At 73.5% G+C, this 13,833-nt stretch carries 13 protein-coding genes; 12 read left to right on the top strand and 1 reads right to left on the bottom strand.

The features are described from left to right. Window positions 1-73: 73 nt before the first annotated feature. From tsf to NHH00_RS07955, 11 genes are all read left to right on the top strand, one after another. Window positions 74-913, top strand: a complete 840-nt coding sequence (gene tsf / locus NHH00_RS07905) for a translation elongation factor Ts (RefSeq protein ID WP_253051282.1) — start codon at window positions 74-76, stop codon at window positions 911-913. Window positions 914-1,075: 162 nt separating this feature from the next. Beyond that, window positions 1,076-1,831: a UMP kinase gene (gene pyrH, locus NHH00_RS07910; protein ID WP_253051283.1), complete on the top strand. Its 756-nt coding sequence runs from the start codon at window positions 1,076-1,078 to the stop codon at window positions 1,829-1,831. Window positions 1,832-1,877: 46 nt separating this feature from the next. Continuing rightward, window positions 1,878-2,435 carry a ribosome recycling factor gene (frr, locus tag NHH00_RS07915; protein WP_253051284.1) on the top strand — a complete coding sequence of 186 codons (558 nt, stop codon included), beginning with the start codon at window positions 1,878-1,880 and terminating at the stop codon, window positions 2,433-2,435. Window positions 2,436-2,467: 32 nt separating this feature from the next. Continuing rightward, entirely contained in the window at window positions 2,468-3,325 is an 858-nt protein-coding gene (locus NHH00_RS07920) for a phosphatidate cytidylyltransferase (protein WP_253051285.1), read from the top strand. A gap of 124 nt (window positions 3,326-3,449) precedes the next feature. Then, window positions 3,450-4,541, top strand: a complete 1,092-nt coding sequence (gene rlmN / locus NHH00_RS07925; RefSeq protein ID WP_253051465.1) for a 23S rRNA (adenine(2503)-C(2))-methyltransferase RlmN — start codon at window positions 3,450-3,452, stop codon at window positions 4,539-4,541. Next, window positions 4,538-5,089: a DivIVA domain-containing protein gene (locus NHH00_RS07930; RefSeq protein WP_253051286.1), complete on the top strand. Its 552-nt coding sequence runs from the start codon at window positions 4,538-4,540 to the stop codon at window positions 5,087-5,089. Before rlmN ends, NHH00_RS07930 begins: the two co-directional genes overlap by 4 nt. A 23-nt stretch (window positions 5,090-5,112) precedes the next feature. After that, complete coding sequence (locus tag NHH00_RS07935; protein ID WP_253051287.1) at window positions 5,113-5,874, top strand: class I SAM-dependent methyltransferase; 762 nt, start codon at window positions 5,113-5,115, stop codon at window positions 5,872-5,874. A gap of 55 nt (window positions 5,875-5,929) precedes the next feature. Continuing rightward, entirely contained in the window at window positions 5,930-7,129 is a 1,200-nt protein-coding gene (gene dxr, locus NHH00_RS07940; protein ID WP_253051288.1) for a 1-deoxy-D-xylulose-5-phosphate reductoisomerase, read from the top strand. A 55-nt stretch (window positions 7,130-7,184) separates the two neighbouring features. After that, window positions 7,185-8,495, top strand: a complete 1,311-nt coding sequence (locus NHH00_RS07945; RefSeq protein WP_253051289.1) for a M50 family metallopeptidase — start codon at window positions 7,185-7,187, stop codon at window positions 8,493-8,495. A 307-nt stretch (window positions 8,496-8,802) separates the two neighbouring features. Further along, the gene (gene ispG, locus NHH00_RS07950; protein ID WP_237843615.1) at window positions 8,803-9,942 is read left to right on the top strand and encodes a flavodoxin-dependent (E)-4-hydroxy-3-methylbut-2-enyl-diphosphate synthase; all 1,140 of its coding nucleotides are present in this window, start codon (window positions 8,803-8,805) and stop codon (window positions 9,940-9,942) included. A 7-nt stretch (window positions 9,943-9,949) separates the two neighbouring features. Next, entirely contained in the window at window positions 9,950-10,912 is a 963-nt protein-coding gene (locus NHH00_RS07955) for a GNAT family N-acetyltransferase (RefSeq protein WP_308202276.1), read from the top strand. An 18-nt stretch (window positions 10,913-10,930) separates the two neighbouring features. Here the strand turns inward: NHH00_RS07955 and NHH00_RS07960 are convergent, their stop codons facing one another. Further along, entirely contained in the window at window positions 10,931-11,854 is a 924-nt protein-coding gene (locus NHH00_RS07960; RefSeq protein ID WP_253051290.1) for an Fpg/Nei family DNA glycosylase, read from the bottom strand. Window positions 11,855-11,887: 33 nt separating this feature from the next. Between NHH00_RS07960 and NHH00_RS07965 the strand changes: the two genes are divergently transcribed. After that, on the top strand, window positions 11,888-13,756 hold the full coding sequence (locus NHH00_RS07965) for a proline--tRNA ligase (RefSeq protein WP_253051291.1): 1,869 nt from the start codon (window positions 11,888-11,890) through the stop codon (window positions 13,754-13,756). Window positions 13,757-13,833 lie beyond the last annotated feature (77 nt).

Consider the following 13,833-nt stretch of genomic DNA (forward strand, 5'->3'; position numbering starts at 1 on the left):
CGGGCACCGGCACGGTGCCCCAGCACGTACCCGTGACGAAGAACCCGTGACGAACCACGAGTGAGGAACCACCATGGCGAACTACACCGCCGCTGACATCAAGGCCCTGCGCGAGCGCACCGGCGCCGGCATGCTCGACGTCAAGAAGGCTCTGGACGAGGCGGACGGCGACGCGGAGAAGGCGCTCGAGATCATCCGCGTCAAGGGTCTGAAGGGCGTCGCCAAGCGCGAGGGCCGCTCGACCTCCGAGGGCCTCATCGCCGTCGACATCCGCGACACCGAGGGTGGCCAGGTCGCGACGCTCATCGAGCTCAACTCCGAGACGGACTTCGTCGCCAAGAACGACACGTTCATCTCGCTCGCGGACCGCGTCCTCAAGGCTGCCGCCGAGGCCGGCGCGCGCGACGCGGACGCGGCCCTCGCCGCGGACTCGGACGGCGAGACCGTCCAGGAGGTCATCGACAACCAGGCCGCGACGCTCGGCGAGAAGATCGTCCTGCGCCGCGTGACCCGCGTCGCCGGCGAGCGCGTCACGGCGTACCTGCACCGCACGGCGCGTGACCTGCCGCCGTCGATCGGCGTCGTCGTCGCCACGGACGCCGCGGGCGAGGCCGTCGCGAAGGACGTCGCGCAGCACGTCGCCGCGATGTCCCCGACGTACCTGTCGCGCGACGAGGTCCCGGCCGAGACGGTCGAGAACGAGCGTCGCATCGCCGAGGAGACCTCGCGCAACGAGGGCAAGCCCGAGGCCGCGCTGCCGAAGATCGTCGAGGGTCGTCTCAACGGCTACTTCAAGGACGTCGTCCTCGTCGACCAGCCGCTCGCGAAGGACCCGAAGAAGACGGTCGGCCAGGTCGTCTCCGAGGTCGGTGGCACCATCACCGAGTTCGTGCGGTACCGCGTCGGCGCCTGACGCCCCCGTCGGCCCGGTCCCGCCGCCCCCGAGGCGGCGGGACCGGGCCGACCGCGCACCCGGCTCCGGGCGCGCGACGACCGGCGTCGTGCCGCACCATCGGGTGGGGCGACGGCGGAGCAGGACCACCCCCCCACCCCACCGGGCCAGGACGAAGGACAGGTGTCGACAGTGACGGCAGGCGAGCAGACCACGCCCCGCGAGGGTTCCGAGCACCGGCGGGTGCTCCTCAAGCTGTCGGGCGAGACGTTCGGCGGCGGGCAGATCGGTCTGGCGCCCGACGTCGTCCAGCGCGTCGCCCAGGAGATCGCGGACGCGGTCGCCCAGGGCGTGCAGGTCGCCATCGTCGTCGGCGGCGGGAACTTCTTCCGCGGCGCCGAGCTCTCCCAGCGCGGGCTCGACCGCGCGCGTGCCGACTACATGGGCATGCTCGGCACCGTCATGAACTGCCTCGCCCTCCAGGACTTCCTCGAGCAGGCGGGGGTGAAGACGCGCGTGCAGACCGCCATCACGATGGGCCAGGTCGCCGAGCCGTACATCCCGCTGCGGGCGATCCGCCACCTCGAGAAGGGCCGCGTCGTCATCTTCGGCGCCGGCGCCGGCATGCCCTACTTCTCCACCGACACGGTCTCCGTGCAGCGCGCCCTCGAGACGCACTGCCAGGAGGTCCTCATGGGCAAGAACGGCGTCGACGGCGTCTACACCGCCGACCCGCGCAAGGACCCGTCGGCGACGAAGCTCGACCACCTCACGTACACCGACGCGCTCGTCAACGACCTCGGGGTCATGGACGCGACGGCGCTGAGCCTGTGCCGGGACAACGACGTGCGGATGCGCGTCTTCGGCATGAGCGAGCCGGGGAACGTCACGCGTGCCCTGGTCGGCGAGAATATTGGCACACTGGTCACGACCGACTGACGACGGACACCGCACGACCCCACCGACGAACGACGAAGGAGCACTGGTGATCGACGAGACCCTCCTCGAGGCCGAGGAGAAGATGGACAAGGCCGTCGAGGTGGCCAAGGAGGACTTCGCCGCGATCCGCACGGGCCGTGCGAACGCCGCGATGTTCAACAAGATCACGGTCGACTACTACGGCGCGCCGACGCCGCTGCAGCAGCTCGCGTCGTTCACGGTGACCGAGGCGCGCACGATCCTCGTCTCCCCGTTCGACAAGAGCTCGATCACGGCGGTCGAGAAGTCGCTGCGCGACTCCGACCTCGGCGTGAACCCCTCCAACGACGGCAACGTCATCCGGGTCGTGCTGCCCGCCCTCACGGAGGAGCGCCGCCGTGACTTCGTGAAGCTCGCCAAGGCGAAGGCCGAGGACTCGCGCGTCGCGATCCGCAACGTGCGCCGTCGCGCCAAGGAGGAGCTGGACCGCATCGCGCGCGACGGCGAGGCCGGCGAGGACGAGGTCGGGCGCGCCGAGAAGGAGCTCGAGGCCCTCACCAAGGCGCACGTGGACCAGGTGGACGCGCTCCTCGCGGGCAAGGAGAGCGAGCTGCTCGAGGTCTGAGCACCTCGTCCGGCGAGCTCTTCCACGCACCGATGACCGACACCTCCTCGACGGCCGCCGGCGACAGCACCTCCGCGGCGCGCGCTCCCAAGGCGGGCCGCAACCTCCCCGTGGCGATCGCGGTGGGCCTCGGCCTGCTCGCGCTCGTCGCGGCGAGCCTCGCCTTCCGGCCCGAGTTCTTCGTGCTGCTCGCGACCGTGGCGGTCGGCGCCGCGCTGTGGGAGCTCGCCCAGGCGTTCAAGCGCCGCGAGCTGCACCTCCCGCTCCTCCCGCTCCTCGTGGGCACGGTCGGCATCCTCGTGTCCTCGTACTACTCGGGGCCCGAGGCCCTGCTCGTCTCCTTCATGCTCACGGTCGCGGGCGCGGTCGTGTGGCGGGTCATCGACGGGTCGGGGACGGCGGCGGTGCGCGACGCCGCGGCGGCCACGTTCGCGGCGGCGTACCTGCCGTTCATGGCGGGCTTCGTGATGCTCATGCTGGCCGCTCCCGACGGGCGCGTGCGGGTCCTGATCTTCATCCTGCTCGCCGTCGCGAACGACGTCGGCGGGTACGTCGCCGGCGTCCTGTTCGGGCGCCACCCGCTGGCCCCCTCCGTGAGCCCCAAGAAGTCCTGGGAGGGGCTGGCGGGCTCGTTCGTGCTCGCGACGGCGGTCGGCGTGGTCGGGGCCGTGGTGGGCCTCGGGGCGAGCCCGCTCGTGGGCGTCGCGCTGGGCATCCTCGCCCCGCTCACGGCGACGGTCGGCGACCTCGCCGAGTCGATGATCAAGCGCGACCTAGAATTGAAGGACATGGGGTCGCTCCTGCCCGGTCACGGAGGCATCCTGGACCGGCTCGACTCCATGCTCCTCACCGCCCCGTTCGTGTACGTGCTCCTCGCGCTGGCCGTCTGACAGCCGTCCGACGACCTGCTCGCACCGCGGTGCGAACCGTCCGCACGACCCCCCACGCTTGGACCTCCTCATGACCGTCCGTTCCGTCCGCCCGTCCGCGGAGTCGAAGCCGCTCCCGCTCGTCATGACCGCGCCTCGGCGCGGCAAGCCGCCGCGCCACTTCGCCGACCTCGCGCCCGAGGAGGTGCGCGACGTCGTCGTCGAGCTCGGGGAGAAGCCGTTCCGCGCCAAGCAGCTCGCGACGCACTACTACGCGCACCTCACGCGCGACCCCGAGGCGATGACGGACCTGCCGAAGGCGACGCGCGACGTGCTCACGGACGCGCTCTTCCCGCCGCTGCTCACCGCGGCGCGCCGGATGGAGGCCGACGGCGGGACGACCGTCAAGACGCTGTGGCACCTCTTCGACGGCGCCAAGGTCGAGTCGGTGCTCATGCGGTACCCGCAGCGCTCCACGCTGTGCGTGTCGAGCCAGGCGGGCTGCGGCATGGCGTGCCCGTTCTGCGCGACGGGGCAGCTCGGCCTCACGCGCAACCTCTCCGTCGCCGAGATCGTCGAGCAGGTGCGCTCCGCCGCCCGGTCGCTCGCGGACGGGGAGATCCCCGGCGGCCCGACCCGGCTCAACAACCTCGTGTTCATGGGCATGGGGGAGCCGCTCGCCAACTACAAGGCCGTCATGGGCACGGTCCGACGCCTCGTGGCGCCGGCCCCGGACGGGCTCGGCATGTCGGCGCGCAACATCACGGTGTCGACGGTCGGCCTCGTCCCGGCGATGCGCAAGCTCGCCGACGAGGGGATCCCGGTGACGCTCGCGCTGTCGCTGCACGCCCCCGACGACGACCTGCGCAGCGAGCTCGTGCCGATCAACACGCGGTGGAGCGTCGACGAGACGCTCGACGCGGCGCGGCACTACTTCGAGGTCACCGGACGGCGCGTGAGCATCGAGTACGCGCTCATCAAGGACATGAACGACCACGCGTGGCGTGCCGACCTGCTCGGCGAGAAGCTCAACGCCCGGGGCCGCGGCTGGGTGCACGTCAACCCGATCCCGCTCAACCCGACGCCCGGCTCGATCTGGACGGCCAGCGACCCTGCCGTCGAGGCGGAGTTCGTGGCACGATTGCGCGGTCACGGGATCCCGACGACGATCCGTGACACCCGCGGCAGCGACATCGACGGTGCCTGCGGGCAGCTCGCGGCAGAGGAGGACGAGTGAGTTCGCTGTTCACCACGGTCGGCAAGACCCGGAACGGGTACGACCCCGAGGAGGTCGACGACTTCTTCGAGCACGCCCGCGACGTGTACGAGGGCCGGGTGCAGGAGCGGCTGACCAGCACCGAGATCCAGGCCTCGGTCTTCGACCTGGTCCGTGGGGGGTACGACACGCACGAGGTCGATGCGGCGCTGGACCGCCTCGAGGGTGCGTTCATCGCGCGCCAGCGTGCCGAGTACGTCGCCGCCCACGGCCAGCAGGCCTGGATGAACGCGCTCGCCGAGCGCGCCCGGTCGCTCTACGGACGCCTGGGCCGCCCGGACGGTGAGAAGTTCGCGCTCGCGGAGCGCGGCAAGCCCGCGTACGACATCGACGACGTGGACGACCTGTGCGACCGGCTCGTCGCCTACTTCGACCGTCAGGTGCCGATCACCGCGGCGGAGATCCGCTCCGCGACGTTCGGCCGTGCGCGGGGTCGCGACGGGTACGCGGAGGGTCCGGTCGACGCGTTCTTCGCCCGCGCCATCGAGGTCCTGCTCGGCGTCGAGTGACGACGCATCAGGACCCGACGCGCGTGAGCCTCGATCCGCGGACGTCCGCGAACCCGCTGGTGCGCCGCGCCGCCTCGTGGCTGAGGGCGGCCAACGACCGGCACCCGTGGAACCACAACGAGCACTTCCACGGCTGGGTCGTGCGCCGGGTGCCGCGCGGCGCCCGGGTCGTGCTCGACGTGGGCTGCGGGGCCGGCGTGCTGCTCGGCCGGCTGCGCCGCCGGGCTCCCGAGGTCCACGGGATCGACGCCGACGCGGGCATGGTCGCCCAGGCTCGGGCGCGCCTCGCCGCCGACCCCGCCGTCACCGTCCGGCAGCTCGGGTTCGACGACGTCCGCTCGCCCGACGACGTCCGCTCACCCGGCGAGCCCGGTCCTCCGGGACGCCCCACCGGCCCGGACGCCCGGGTGGGCGGGGGCTACGACGCGGTGACGATGGTCGCGGTGCTGCACCATCTCGACCTCGACGACGGACTCGCGCACGCCCGCAGCCTCCTCGCCCCGGGCGGGCGGTTGCTCGTCGTCGGCCTCGCGCGCGTGGTGTCGGCGCGCGACCTCGCGGTCGACGTCCCGTCGGCGCTCCTCAACCCCCTCGTGGGCCTCGTCAAGCACCCGCGCCGAGCCCGGCCCGGGGATCCCGGGACGGACGCTCCGGGCATGCCGGTCCGGGACCCGCGGCACACCGTCGACGAGATTGCGCGCACGGCCCGGGCGCACCTGCCCGGGGTGCGCGTGCGCCGTCGGCTCTTCTTCCGGTACACGCTCGAGTGGACGGCCCCGCGCTGACGCGTCGGGACACGCCGTGCGCACGCACCGCCCGCGGCCTGGGAGGATGGGAACCATGCCCGACGGACCCGCCCCCGCCCTCCGCACCGTGACGATCCTCGGCTCGACCGGGTCGATCGGCACGCAGGCGATCGACGTCGTCCAGGCCCACCCCGACCGGTTCCGCGTCGACGCGCTCTCGGCGGGCGGCGGAGACGTGCAGCTGCTCGCGCGCCAGGCCGCGACGCTGGGCGTGCGCGCGGTCGGCGTCGCCGACGCGTCGCGCGCCACGGCGCTGGGCGAGGCGCTGGCGCGCGCCTTCGCCGGACGTGCGGACGTCCCCGAGGTGCTCGCCGGGCCCGACGCCGCCGCTGCGCTCGCCGCCCGGGGGAGCGACGTCGTCCTCAACGGCGTCACGGGTTCCGTCGGGCTCGGCCCGACGCTCGCCGCGCTGCGCGCCGGGTCCACGCTGGCCCTCGCGAACAAGGAGTCGCTCGTCGCCGGGGGTGCCCTGGTGCGCGCGGCGCAGCAGCACGCCGACCAGATCGTGCCCGTCGACTCCGAGCACTCGGCCATCGCGCAGTGCCTGCGGTCCGGGACGCGGGCCGAGGTGCGCCGCCTGATCCTGACCGCCTCCGGCGGGCCCTTCCGCGGGTGGGACGCGGACGCGGTCAAGGCGGCGACGGTCGAGCAGGCGCTCGCGCACCCCACCTGGGCCATGGGCCCGGTCGTCACGGTGAACTCCGCGAGCCTCATGAACAAGGGCCTCGAGCTCATCGAGGCGCACCTGCTGTTCGACGTCCCGGCCGACGACATCACCGTCGTCGTGCACCCGCAGTCCGTGGTGCACTCGATGGTCGAGTTCGTCGACGGCTCGACGATCGCGCAGGCGTCGCCCCCGGACATGCGCCTGCCCATCGCGCTCGGGCTGTCGTGGCCCGAGCGGCTCGACCCCGTGACCCCGCCGTGCGACTGGACGGCCGCGACGTCGTGGACGTTCGAGCCCCTCGACGACGCCGCGTTCCCCGCGGTGAGCCTCGCGCGCGCCGCCGTCGCGGCGAGCGCGACCCACCCGGCGGTCTACAACGCCGCCAACGAGGAGGCCGTCGCGGCCTTCCTCAGCGGACGCGCAGGTTTCGGTGACATCGTGACGACCGTCGAGCGTGTGCTCGCGGCGCACGACGGAACCTCCGCGGACGCCGTGACGTTGGACGACGTGGCGGAGGCCGAGGCCTGGGCGCGCGCCCGCGCGCGCGAGATCCTGGACCGCCGGTGACGAGCAAGCGTCCGGTCGCGTCGAGCGCCCGGGCCGAGAAGGAGCAGAGGGACAGATGGCGACGCTGATCGGCATCCTCGTGATCGTGGTCGGGATCGTCGTCTCGATCGCGCTGCACGAGGTCGGGCACATGGTGCCCGCCAAGAGGTTCGGCGTCCGCGTGAGCCAGTACATGGTCGGGTTCGGCCCGACCCTGTGGTCGCGCACCCGGGGCGAGACCGAGTACGGGTTCAAGGCGATCCCGCTCGGCGGCTACGTCCGCCTCGTCGGCATGTACCCGCCCGCGCCCGCCGGTGCGCGCCCGCGGGGGAACGGCTTCTTCTCGCAGGTCGTCGCCGACGCCCGCGACGCGAGCACCGAGGAGATCCGGCCCGGCGAGGAGCACCGGGCCTTCTACAACCTCTCCGCCCCCAAGAAGGTCGTCGTCATGCTCGGCGGCCCCTTCATGAACCTCCTCATCGCGTTCGTGCTCATGGCGATCGTGTGCGTCGGCATCGGCCTGCCCGCCGTCACGACGACGGTCGGGTCCGTGTCCGCGTGCGTCCCGTCGGTCGTCGCGACCGAGCAGGAGGAGTGCGCGGCCACGGCCGACCCGTCGCCGGCGGCCGCCGCCGGACTGGAGCCGGGCGACACCGTGGTGTCGTTCGACGGCACGGAGGTCACCTCCTGGGACCAGCTCTCGGGGATGATCCGCGGCTCCGCCGGCCAGGCGACGCCCGTCGTCGTCGAGCGCGACGGCGAGCAGGTCGACCTCACCATCACGCCGGTCGACGTGGAGCGCCAGGTCGTCGCCGAGGACGGGACGCCCGTCGTGGACGAGTCCGGCGACCCGGTGACCGAGCCCGCCGGCTTCGTCGGCTTCACCCCGACGGTGGAGCGGCAGCCCACGGGGATCGGCGTCGCGGCCGAGGCCACGTGGCAGCAGGTGAGCGGCACGGCGGGGATCATCGTCACCCTGCCCGTGAAGGTCTACGAGGCCGCCCAGGCCGCGTTCACCGACGCGCCCCGCGGTCAGGACTCCGTGATGAGCGTCGTCGGCGTCGGCCGTGTCGCCGTGGACGTGGCAGGTGCCGAGAGCCCGGTCCTCGACCGCGTCGTCACGATGCTCATGCTGCTCGCCGCGCTCAACGTGGCCCTGTTCGTCTTCAACCTCATCCCGCTGCTGCCGCTCGACGGCGGGCACGTCGTCAACGCCCTCTACGAGGGGGCCAAGCGCACGGTCGCGCGCGTCCGCGGACTCCCGCGCCCGGGCCCGGCGGACCTCGCCCGCATGATGCCCGTCGCGTACGTCATGTTCGTCGTCCTCGTCGGCGTCGGCGCCCTCCTCATCCTCGCCGACATCATCGACCCGGTCCGCCTCACGTGACGCCGTCCCTGTCGGAGTCGTCGGGTTCGCTGCCCGCGGCGTCGCGCGTGGGCACCCGCGCGTCGTCCTGAGGTCGGCGCGCGGGTGCCGAGGTGCGAGAAGCGGCCCCTGCGGGCGGCGTGCCAGGGACCACTTCCCGCATCTCGCGACCACGGACGCGAGAGCGCGGACCCGACCCGGCGGCGTGGAGGGGCCGCGAAGATGTGCTGGACCGAGCGGGAAGGTGACGTCCCGGACAGGTCCGACGTGCGGCGTCGGACGGCGGGCGGGGGATACTAGGGGCGTGAGCGTACCCATCAGTCTCGGAATGCCTGCCGCCCCGCCGCCCGTCCTCGCGCCGCGACGCAAGAGCCGCAAGATCAAGGTCGGCAAGGTGGACGTCGGCGGCGACGCGCCGATCAGCGTCCAGTCGATGACGACGACGCCGACGACGGACATCAACGCGACGCTCCAGCAGATCGCGGAGCTCACGGCGTCGGGCTGCGACATCGTGCGCGTGGCGGTCCCGAGCGCGGACGACGCGCTCGCGCTGCCGGCGATCGCGAAGAAGTCGCAGATCCCCGTGATCGCGGACATCCACTTCCAGCCCAAGTACGTGTTCGCCGCGATCGACGCGGGCTGCGCCGCGGTGCGCGTGAACCCGGGCAACATCCGCAAGTTCGACGACCAGGTCAAGGAGATCGCGAAGGCGGCGTCCGACGCGGGCGTGTCGCTGCGCATCGGCGTGAACGCCGGGTCTCTCGACCCGCGACTGCTCGCCAAGTACGGCAAGGCGACGCCCGAGGCGCTGGTCGAGTCGGCGGTGTGGGAGGCGTCGCTCTTCGAGGAGCACGGGTTCCACGACTTCAAGATCTCGGTGAAGCACAACGACCCGGTCGTCATGGTGCGGGCGTACGAGCTGCTCGCGGAGGCGGGGGACTGGCCGCTGCACCTCGGCGTGACCGAGGCCGGACCGGCGTTCCAGGGCACGATCAAGTCGGCCACGGCGTTCGGCGCGCTGCTGAGCAAGGGCATCGGCGACACGATCCGCGTCTCGCTGTCCGCGCCTCCGGTCGAGGAGGTCAAGGTCGGCAACCAGATCCTCCAGGCGCTCAACCTGCGGCCCCGCAAGCTCGAGATCGTCTCGTGCCCGTCGTGCGGGCGCGCCCAGGTGGACGTCTACACGCTCGCGGAGAAGGTCACGGCCGGGCTCGAGGGCATGGAGGTGCCGCTGCGCGTCGCCGTCATGGGCTGCGTCGTCAACGGCCCGGGCGAGGCGCGCGAGGCGGACCTCGGCGTCGCGTCGGGCAACGGCAAGGGCCAGATCTTCGTCAAGGGCGAGGTCGTCAAGACGGTGCCGGAGGCGCTGATCGTGGAGACGCTCATCGAGGAGGCGCTGCGCATCGCGGAGACCATGACGCCGGAGAACGACGCGCAGGCCGGTCCGCCGGTCGTCACGGTCGGCTGACGGTCCGGTGGCCCGCTGGCGTCCGACCGTCCCGGCCCTGAGGCCGCGGTCGCGCGGGGAGGCTGGTGCCGGCGAGCACGCCCGGGCGCGCGTCCTCGTCGACGCGGACGTCCCGGAGGCGCTGGCGGTCTGTGCGGGCGACCCGGTCGCGTCGACGCTCGCGGCGGCGCGGCTCGCGGTCGCCCAGCACGCGGGTCTGCACGCGGCGGGCGGGCAGGCCTGGGGGTTCCCGGCCGTCGGGCCGCTCGAGGCGGTGTGCTGGGCCGGTGCCAACCTCGTGCCGGTCGTCCCGGCGTCGCTCGACCCCGACCGGGCCCGCGCGGCGGTCGCGGCGTTCGCCGTGCTCGCGCGGCACGCCGGACGACGGTCGTCGTCGGTGGTGGGGGAGCGTGACGCCGTCCTCGCGCTGTGGGAGCAGCTCGCGCCCCACTGGCCGTCGCCGCGCGAGATCCGGGCGAACCAGCCGTCGCTCGCGATCGACCGCGACCCCGACGTCGAGCCCGACCCGGGCGTGCGTCGCTCCGTCGCGGCCGAGGTGCCCGTGGTCCTGCCCGCGTGCGTGCGCATGTTCACCGAGGAGGTCGGCTACTCGCCCGTCGAGGGCGGCGGGCGCGCCTACGAGGAGCGGGTGCGGTCGCTCGTGCTCGCGGGCCGGTCGTTCGTCCGGATCGCGGGGGGCGACGGCGCGCCGCACGTCGTCTTCAAGGCGGAGCTCGGCGCGGTGACGCCGCTCGTCGCGCAGGTCCAGGGCGTGTGGGTCGACCCGCGGTACCGCGGCCAGGGCCTGGCCGCGCCGGGGATGGCCGCCGTCGTGCACCTCGCCCGCCGGGGGACCCCGGCCGAGGCCGCCCGCCGCGTCGCGCCGCCGGTGGTGTCGCTGTACGTCAACGACTACAACGCGCGCGCGCTCGCGACGTACCGGCGCGTCGGGTTCGAGCAGGTCGGCACGTACGCCACGGTCCTCTTCTGACGGTCCGCGACCCGCGCGCTACTTGAGCAGCCGCGACATCCGGCGGTCGGCGAGGACCTGGCCCCCCGTCTGGCACGTCGCGCAGTACTGCAGGCTGCGGTCGGCGAAGCTCACCTCGCGCACGACGTCCCCGCACACGGGGCACGGCAGCCCGGTGCGTCCGTGCACGCGCATGCCCGCGCGCTTGGCGTCCTTGAGCTCCGCGGCGGGCTTGCCCGACGACGCCGCCACGGCCTCCGCGAGCACCTCGCCGACGGCGGCGTGCACCCGGGCGACCTCGTCCGGCGTGAACGAGCGCGTGAGCTTGAACGGGCTCGTGCGGGCCGCGTGGAGGATGTCGTCGGAGTAGGCGTTGCCGATCCCCGCGATCGACGACTGGTCGCGCAGGAGCCCCTTGACCTGCTGGTTGCGCGCGGCCATGAGCGCCCCGAGCGCCTCGGGGGTGAAGCCCGGGTCGAGCGGCTCGATCCCGAGCGTCTCGATCGCCCGGACCTCCTCGGGGTGCCGGACGACGTGCACCGCGAGCCGCTTGCGCGTCCCCGCCTCGGTGAGGTCGAACCCCGAGCCGTCGTCGAACCGCACGCGCAGCGCGAGCACCGCGGCCTTCCCGCCCCCGCTGCCGCCGAGCCGGGGCCGCACGGGCGTCGTCGGTGCCTTCTCCGACCACCGCAGCCACCCGGCGCGGGCGAGGTGGAAGACGAGGTGGACCTCGTCGTCGGGCCCCGGCGCGGGCGGGCCGTCCACGGGCTGCGCGAGGACGAGGTCGAGCCACTTGCCGTGGCGGCGGGCACCGGTCACGACGCGCCCGACGAGCGCCCCGACGGGCGGGTCGAACGTCTTGAGCGCGGCGATCTGGGCGACGTCGGCGGCGACGACGGTGCGTCCGGTCGCGCGGTCGTCGAGGAACCGGACGAGGGCCTCGACCTCGGGCAGCTCGGGCATGGGGACATCCTCCCCGCCGGTAGGGTGGGGCGCATGTCTTCCGTCACGTCCGGCGCGCCCGCCGCGGCCTCCACCCGCGTCCGGGGCGCCGACCTCCTGCGCCTGTCCACCCTGTTCGTCCGGACGCTGCGCGAGGACCCGGCCGACGCCGAGGTCGCGAGCCACAAGCTCCTCGTGCGAGCGGGCTACATCCGCCGCGCCGCGCCTGGCATCTACACCTGGCTCCCGCTCGGCCTGCGCGTGCTGCGCAAGGTCGAGGACGTGGTCCGCGAGGAGATGGCCGCGGCGGGCGCGCAGGAGGTGCACTTCCCGGCGCTGCTGCCCAAGGAGCCGTACGAGGCGACGGGCCGCTGGACGGAGTACGGGCCCAACATCTTCCGGCTCAAGGACCGCAAGGAGGGCGACTACCTCCTCGCGCCGACGCACGAGGAGATGTTCACGCTCCTCGTCAAGGACCTGTACTCGTCGTACAAGGACCTGCCGCTGACGATCTACCAGATCCAGACCAAGTACCGCGACGAGGCGCGTCCTCGCGCCGGCCTCATCCGCGGCCGCGAGTTCGTCATGAAGGACGCCTACTCGTTCGACACCACGGACGAGGGTCTGGAGCGCTCCTACGAGGCGCAGCGCGCGGCGTACCGGCGCATCTTCGACCGGCTCGGGCTCGAGTACGTGATCGTGGCCGCGACGTCGGGCGCCATGGGCGGCTCGCGCTCCGAGGAGTTCCTCACCCCGACGCCGATCGGCGAGGACACGTTCGTGCGCTCGCCCGGCGGGTACGCGGCCAACGTCGAGGCGGTCGTGACGCCCGTCCCGGAGGACGTCGACTACGCCGACGCGCCCGCGGCGCACGTCGAGGACACGCCCGACACCCCGACGATCGACTCGCTCGTCGCCCTCGCCAACGCCCGCTTCCCGCGCCCCGACCGCGCGTGGACGGCGGCGGACACGCTGAAGAACGTCGTGCTCGCCCTCACGCACCCCGACGGCCGCCGCGAGGTCGTCGTCGTCGGGCTGCCCGGCGACCGCGAGGTCGACCTCAAGCGCGTCGGCGCGGCGTTCGAGCCGGCCGAGGTCGAGCCGGCGACGGACGCGGACTTCGCCGCGCACCCCGAGCTCGTCAAGGGCTACATCGGCCCGCAGGTGCTCGGCCCGAACGTCCGGCGCGACGTGCCCGCGGAGGTCGTGGAGAGCGAGGTGCCCGAGCGGCACTCCGTGCGCTACCTGCTCGACCCGCGCGTCGTCGCCGGCACGCGCTGGATCACCGGCGCGAACGAACCGGGGCGGCACGTGTTCGACCTCGTCGCCGAGCGCGACTTCGCCGCCGACGGCACGGTCGAGGCGGCCGAGGTCCGCGCGGGCGACCTCGCGCCCGACGGCTCGGGCCCGCTCGAGCTGGCCCGCGGTATCGAGATCGGCCACATCTTCGCGCTCGGGCGCAAGTACGCCCAGGCGCTCGGCCTCACCGTGCTCGACGAGAACGGCAAGCAGGTCGTCGTGACCATGGGGTCGTACGGCATCGGCGTGACGCGCGTGCTCGCGGCGCTCGCGGAGGCGAACCACGACGACGCCGGGCTCGCGTGGCCCGCGCACGTCGCGCCCGCGCACGTGCACGTCGTCGCGACGGGCAAGGACGCGAGCGTGTTCGACGAGGCCGAGCGCCTCGCGACCGAGCTCACGGCCCGGGGCATCGAGGTGGTCTACGACGACCGTCCGAAGGTCTCGCCGGGCGTGAAGTTCAAGGACGCCGAGCTCCTCGGCGTGCCGCTCCTCCTCGTCGTGGGCCGCGGCCTGGCCGACGGCGTCGTCGAGGTCCGCCCCCGCGCGGGCGAGGCCGTGCAGGTCGCCGTCGCGGACGCCGTCGAGCACGTGGCGGCGCAGGTGGCCGAGCTCCTGGGCTGACACGTCGCAGCGTCGGAGGCGCCCCCGGTCCGGTCTCACGGGCCGGGGGCGCCTCCGTCGTCCCCGGAGGAGAGCGG

Origin of the sequence: Cellulosimicrobium cellulans (assembly GCF_024124905.1) — a bacterium.
Taxonomy (GTDB): Bacteria; Actinomycetota; Actinomycetes; order Actinomycetales; family Cellulomonadaceae; genus Cellulosimicrobium; species Cellulosimicrobium cellulans_G.

Excerpts from the sequence above, each read along its gene's own strand:
- tsf (WP_253051282.1), top strand. The coding sequence starts at position 74 with ATGGCGAACTACACCGCCGCTGACATCAAGGCCCTGCGCGAGCGCACC.
- NHH00_RS07920 (WP_253051285.1), top strand. The coding sequence starts at position 2,468 with ATGACCGACACCTCCTCGACGGCCGCCGGCGACAGCACCTCCGCGGCG.
- rlmN (WP_253051465.1), top strand. The coding sequence starts at position 3,450 with ATGACCGCGCCTCGGCGCGGCAAGCCGCCGCGCCACTTCGCCGACCTC.
- dxr (WP_253051288.1), top strand. The coding sequence starts at position 5,930 with ATGCCCGACGGACCCGCCCCCGCCCTCCGCACCGTGACGATCCTCGGC.
- NHH00_RS07945 (WP_253051289.1), top strand. The coding sequence starts at position 7,185 with ATGGCGACGCTGATCGGCATCCTCGTGATCGTGGTCGGGATCGTCGTC.
- ispG (WP_237843615.1), top strand. The coding sequence starts at position 8,803 with ATGCCTGCCGCCCCGCCGCCCGTCCTCGCGCCGCGACGCAAGAGCCGC.
- NHH00_RS07960 (WP_253051290.1), bottom strand. The coding sequence starts at position 11,854 with ATGCCCGAGCTGCCCGAGGTCGAGGCCCTCGTCCGGTTCCTCGACGAC.
- NHH00_RS07965 (WP_253051291.1), top strand. The coding sequence starts at position 11,888 with ATGTCTTCCGTCACGTCCGGCGCGCCCGCCGCGGCCTCCACCCGCGTC.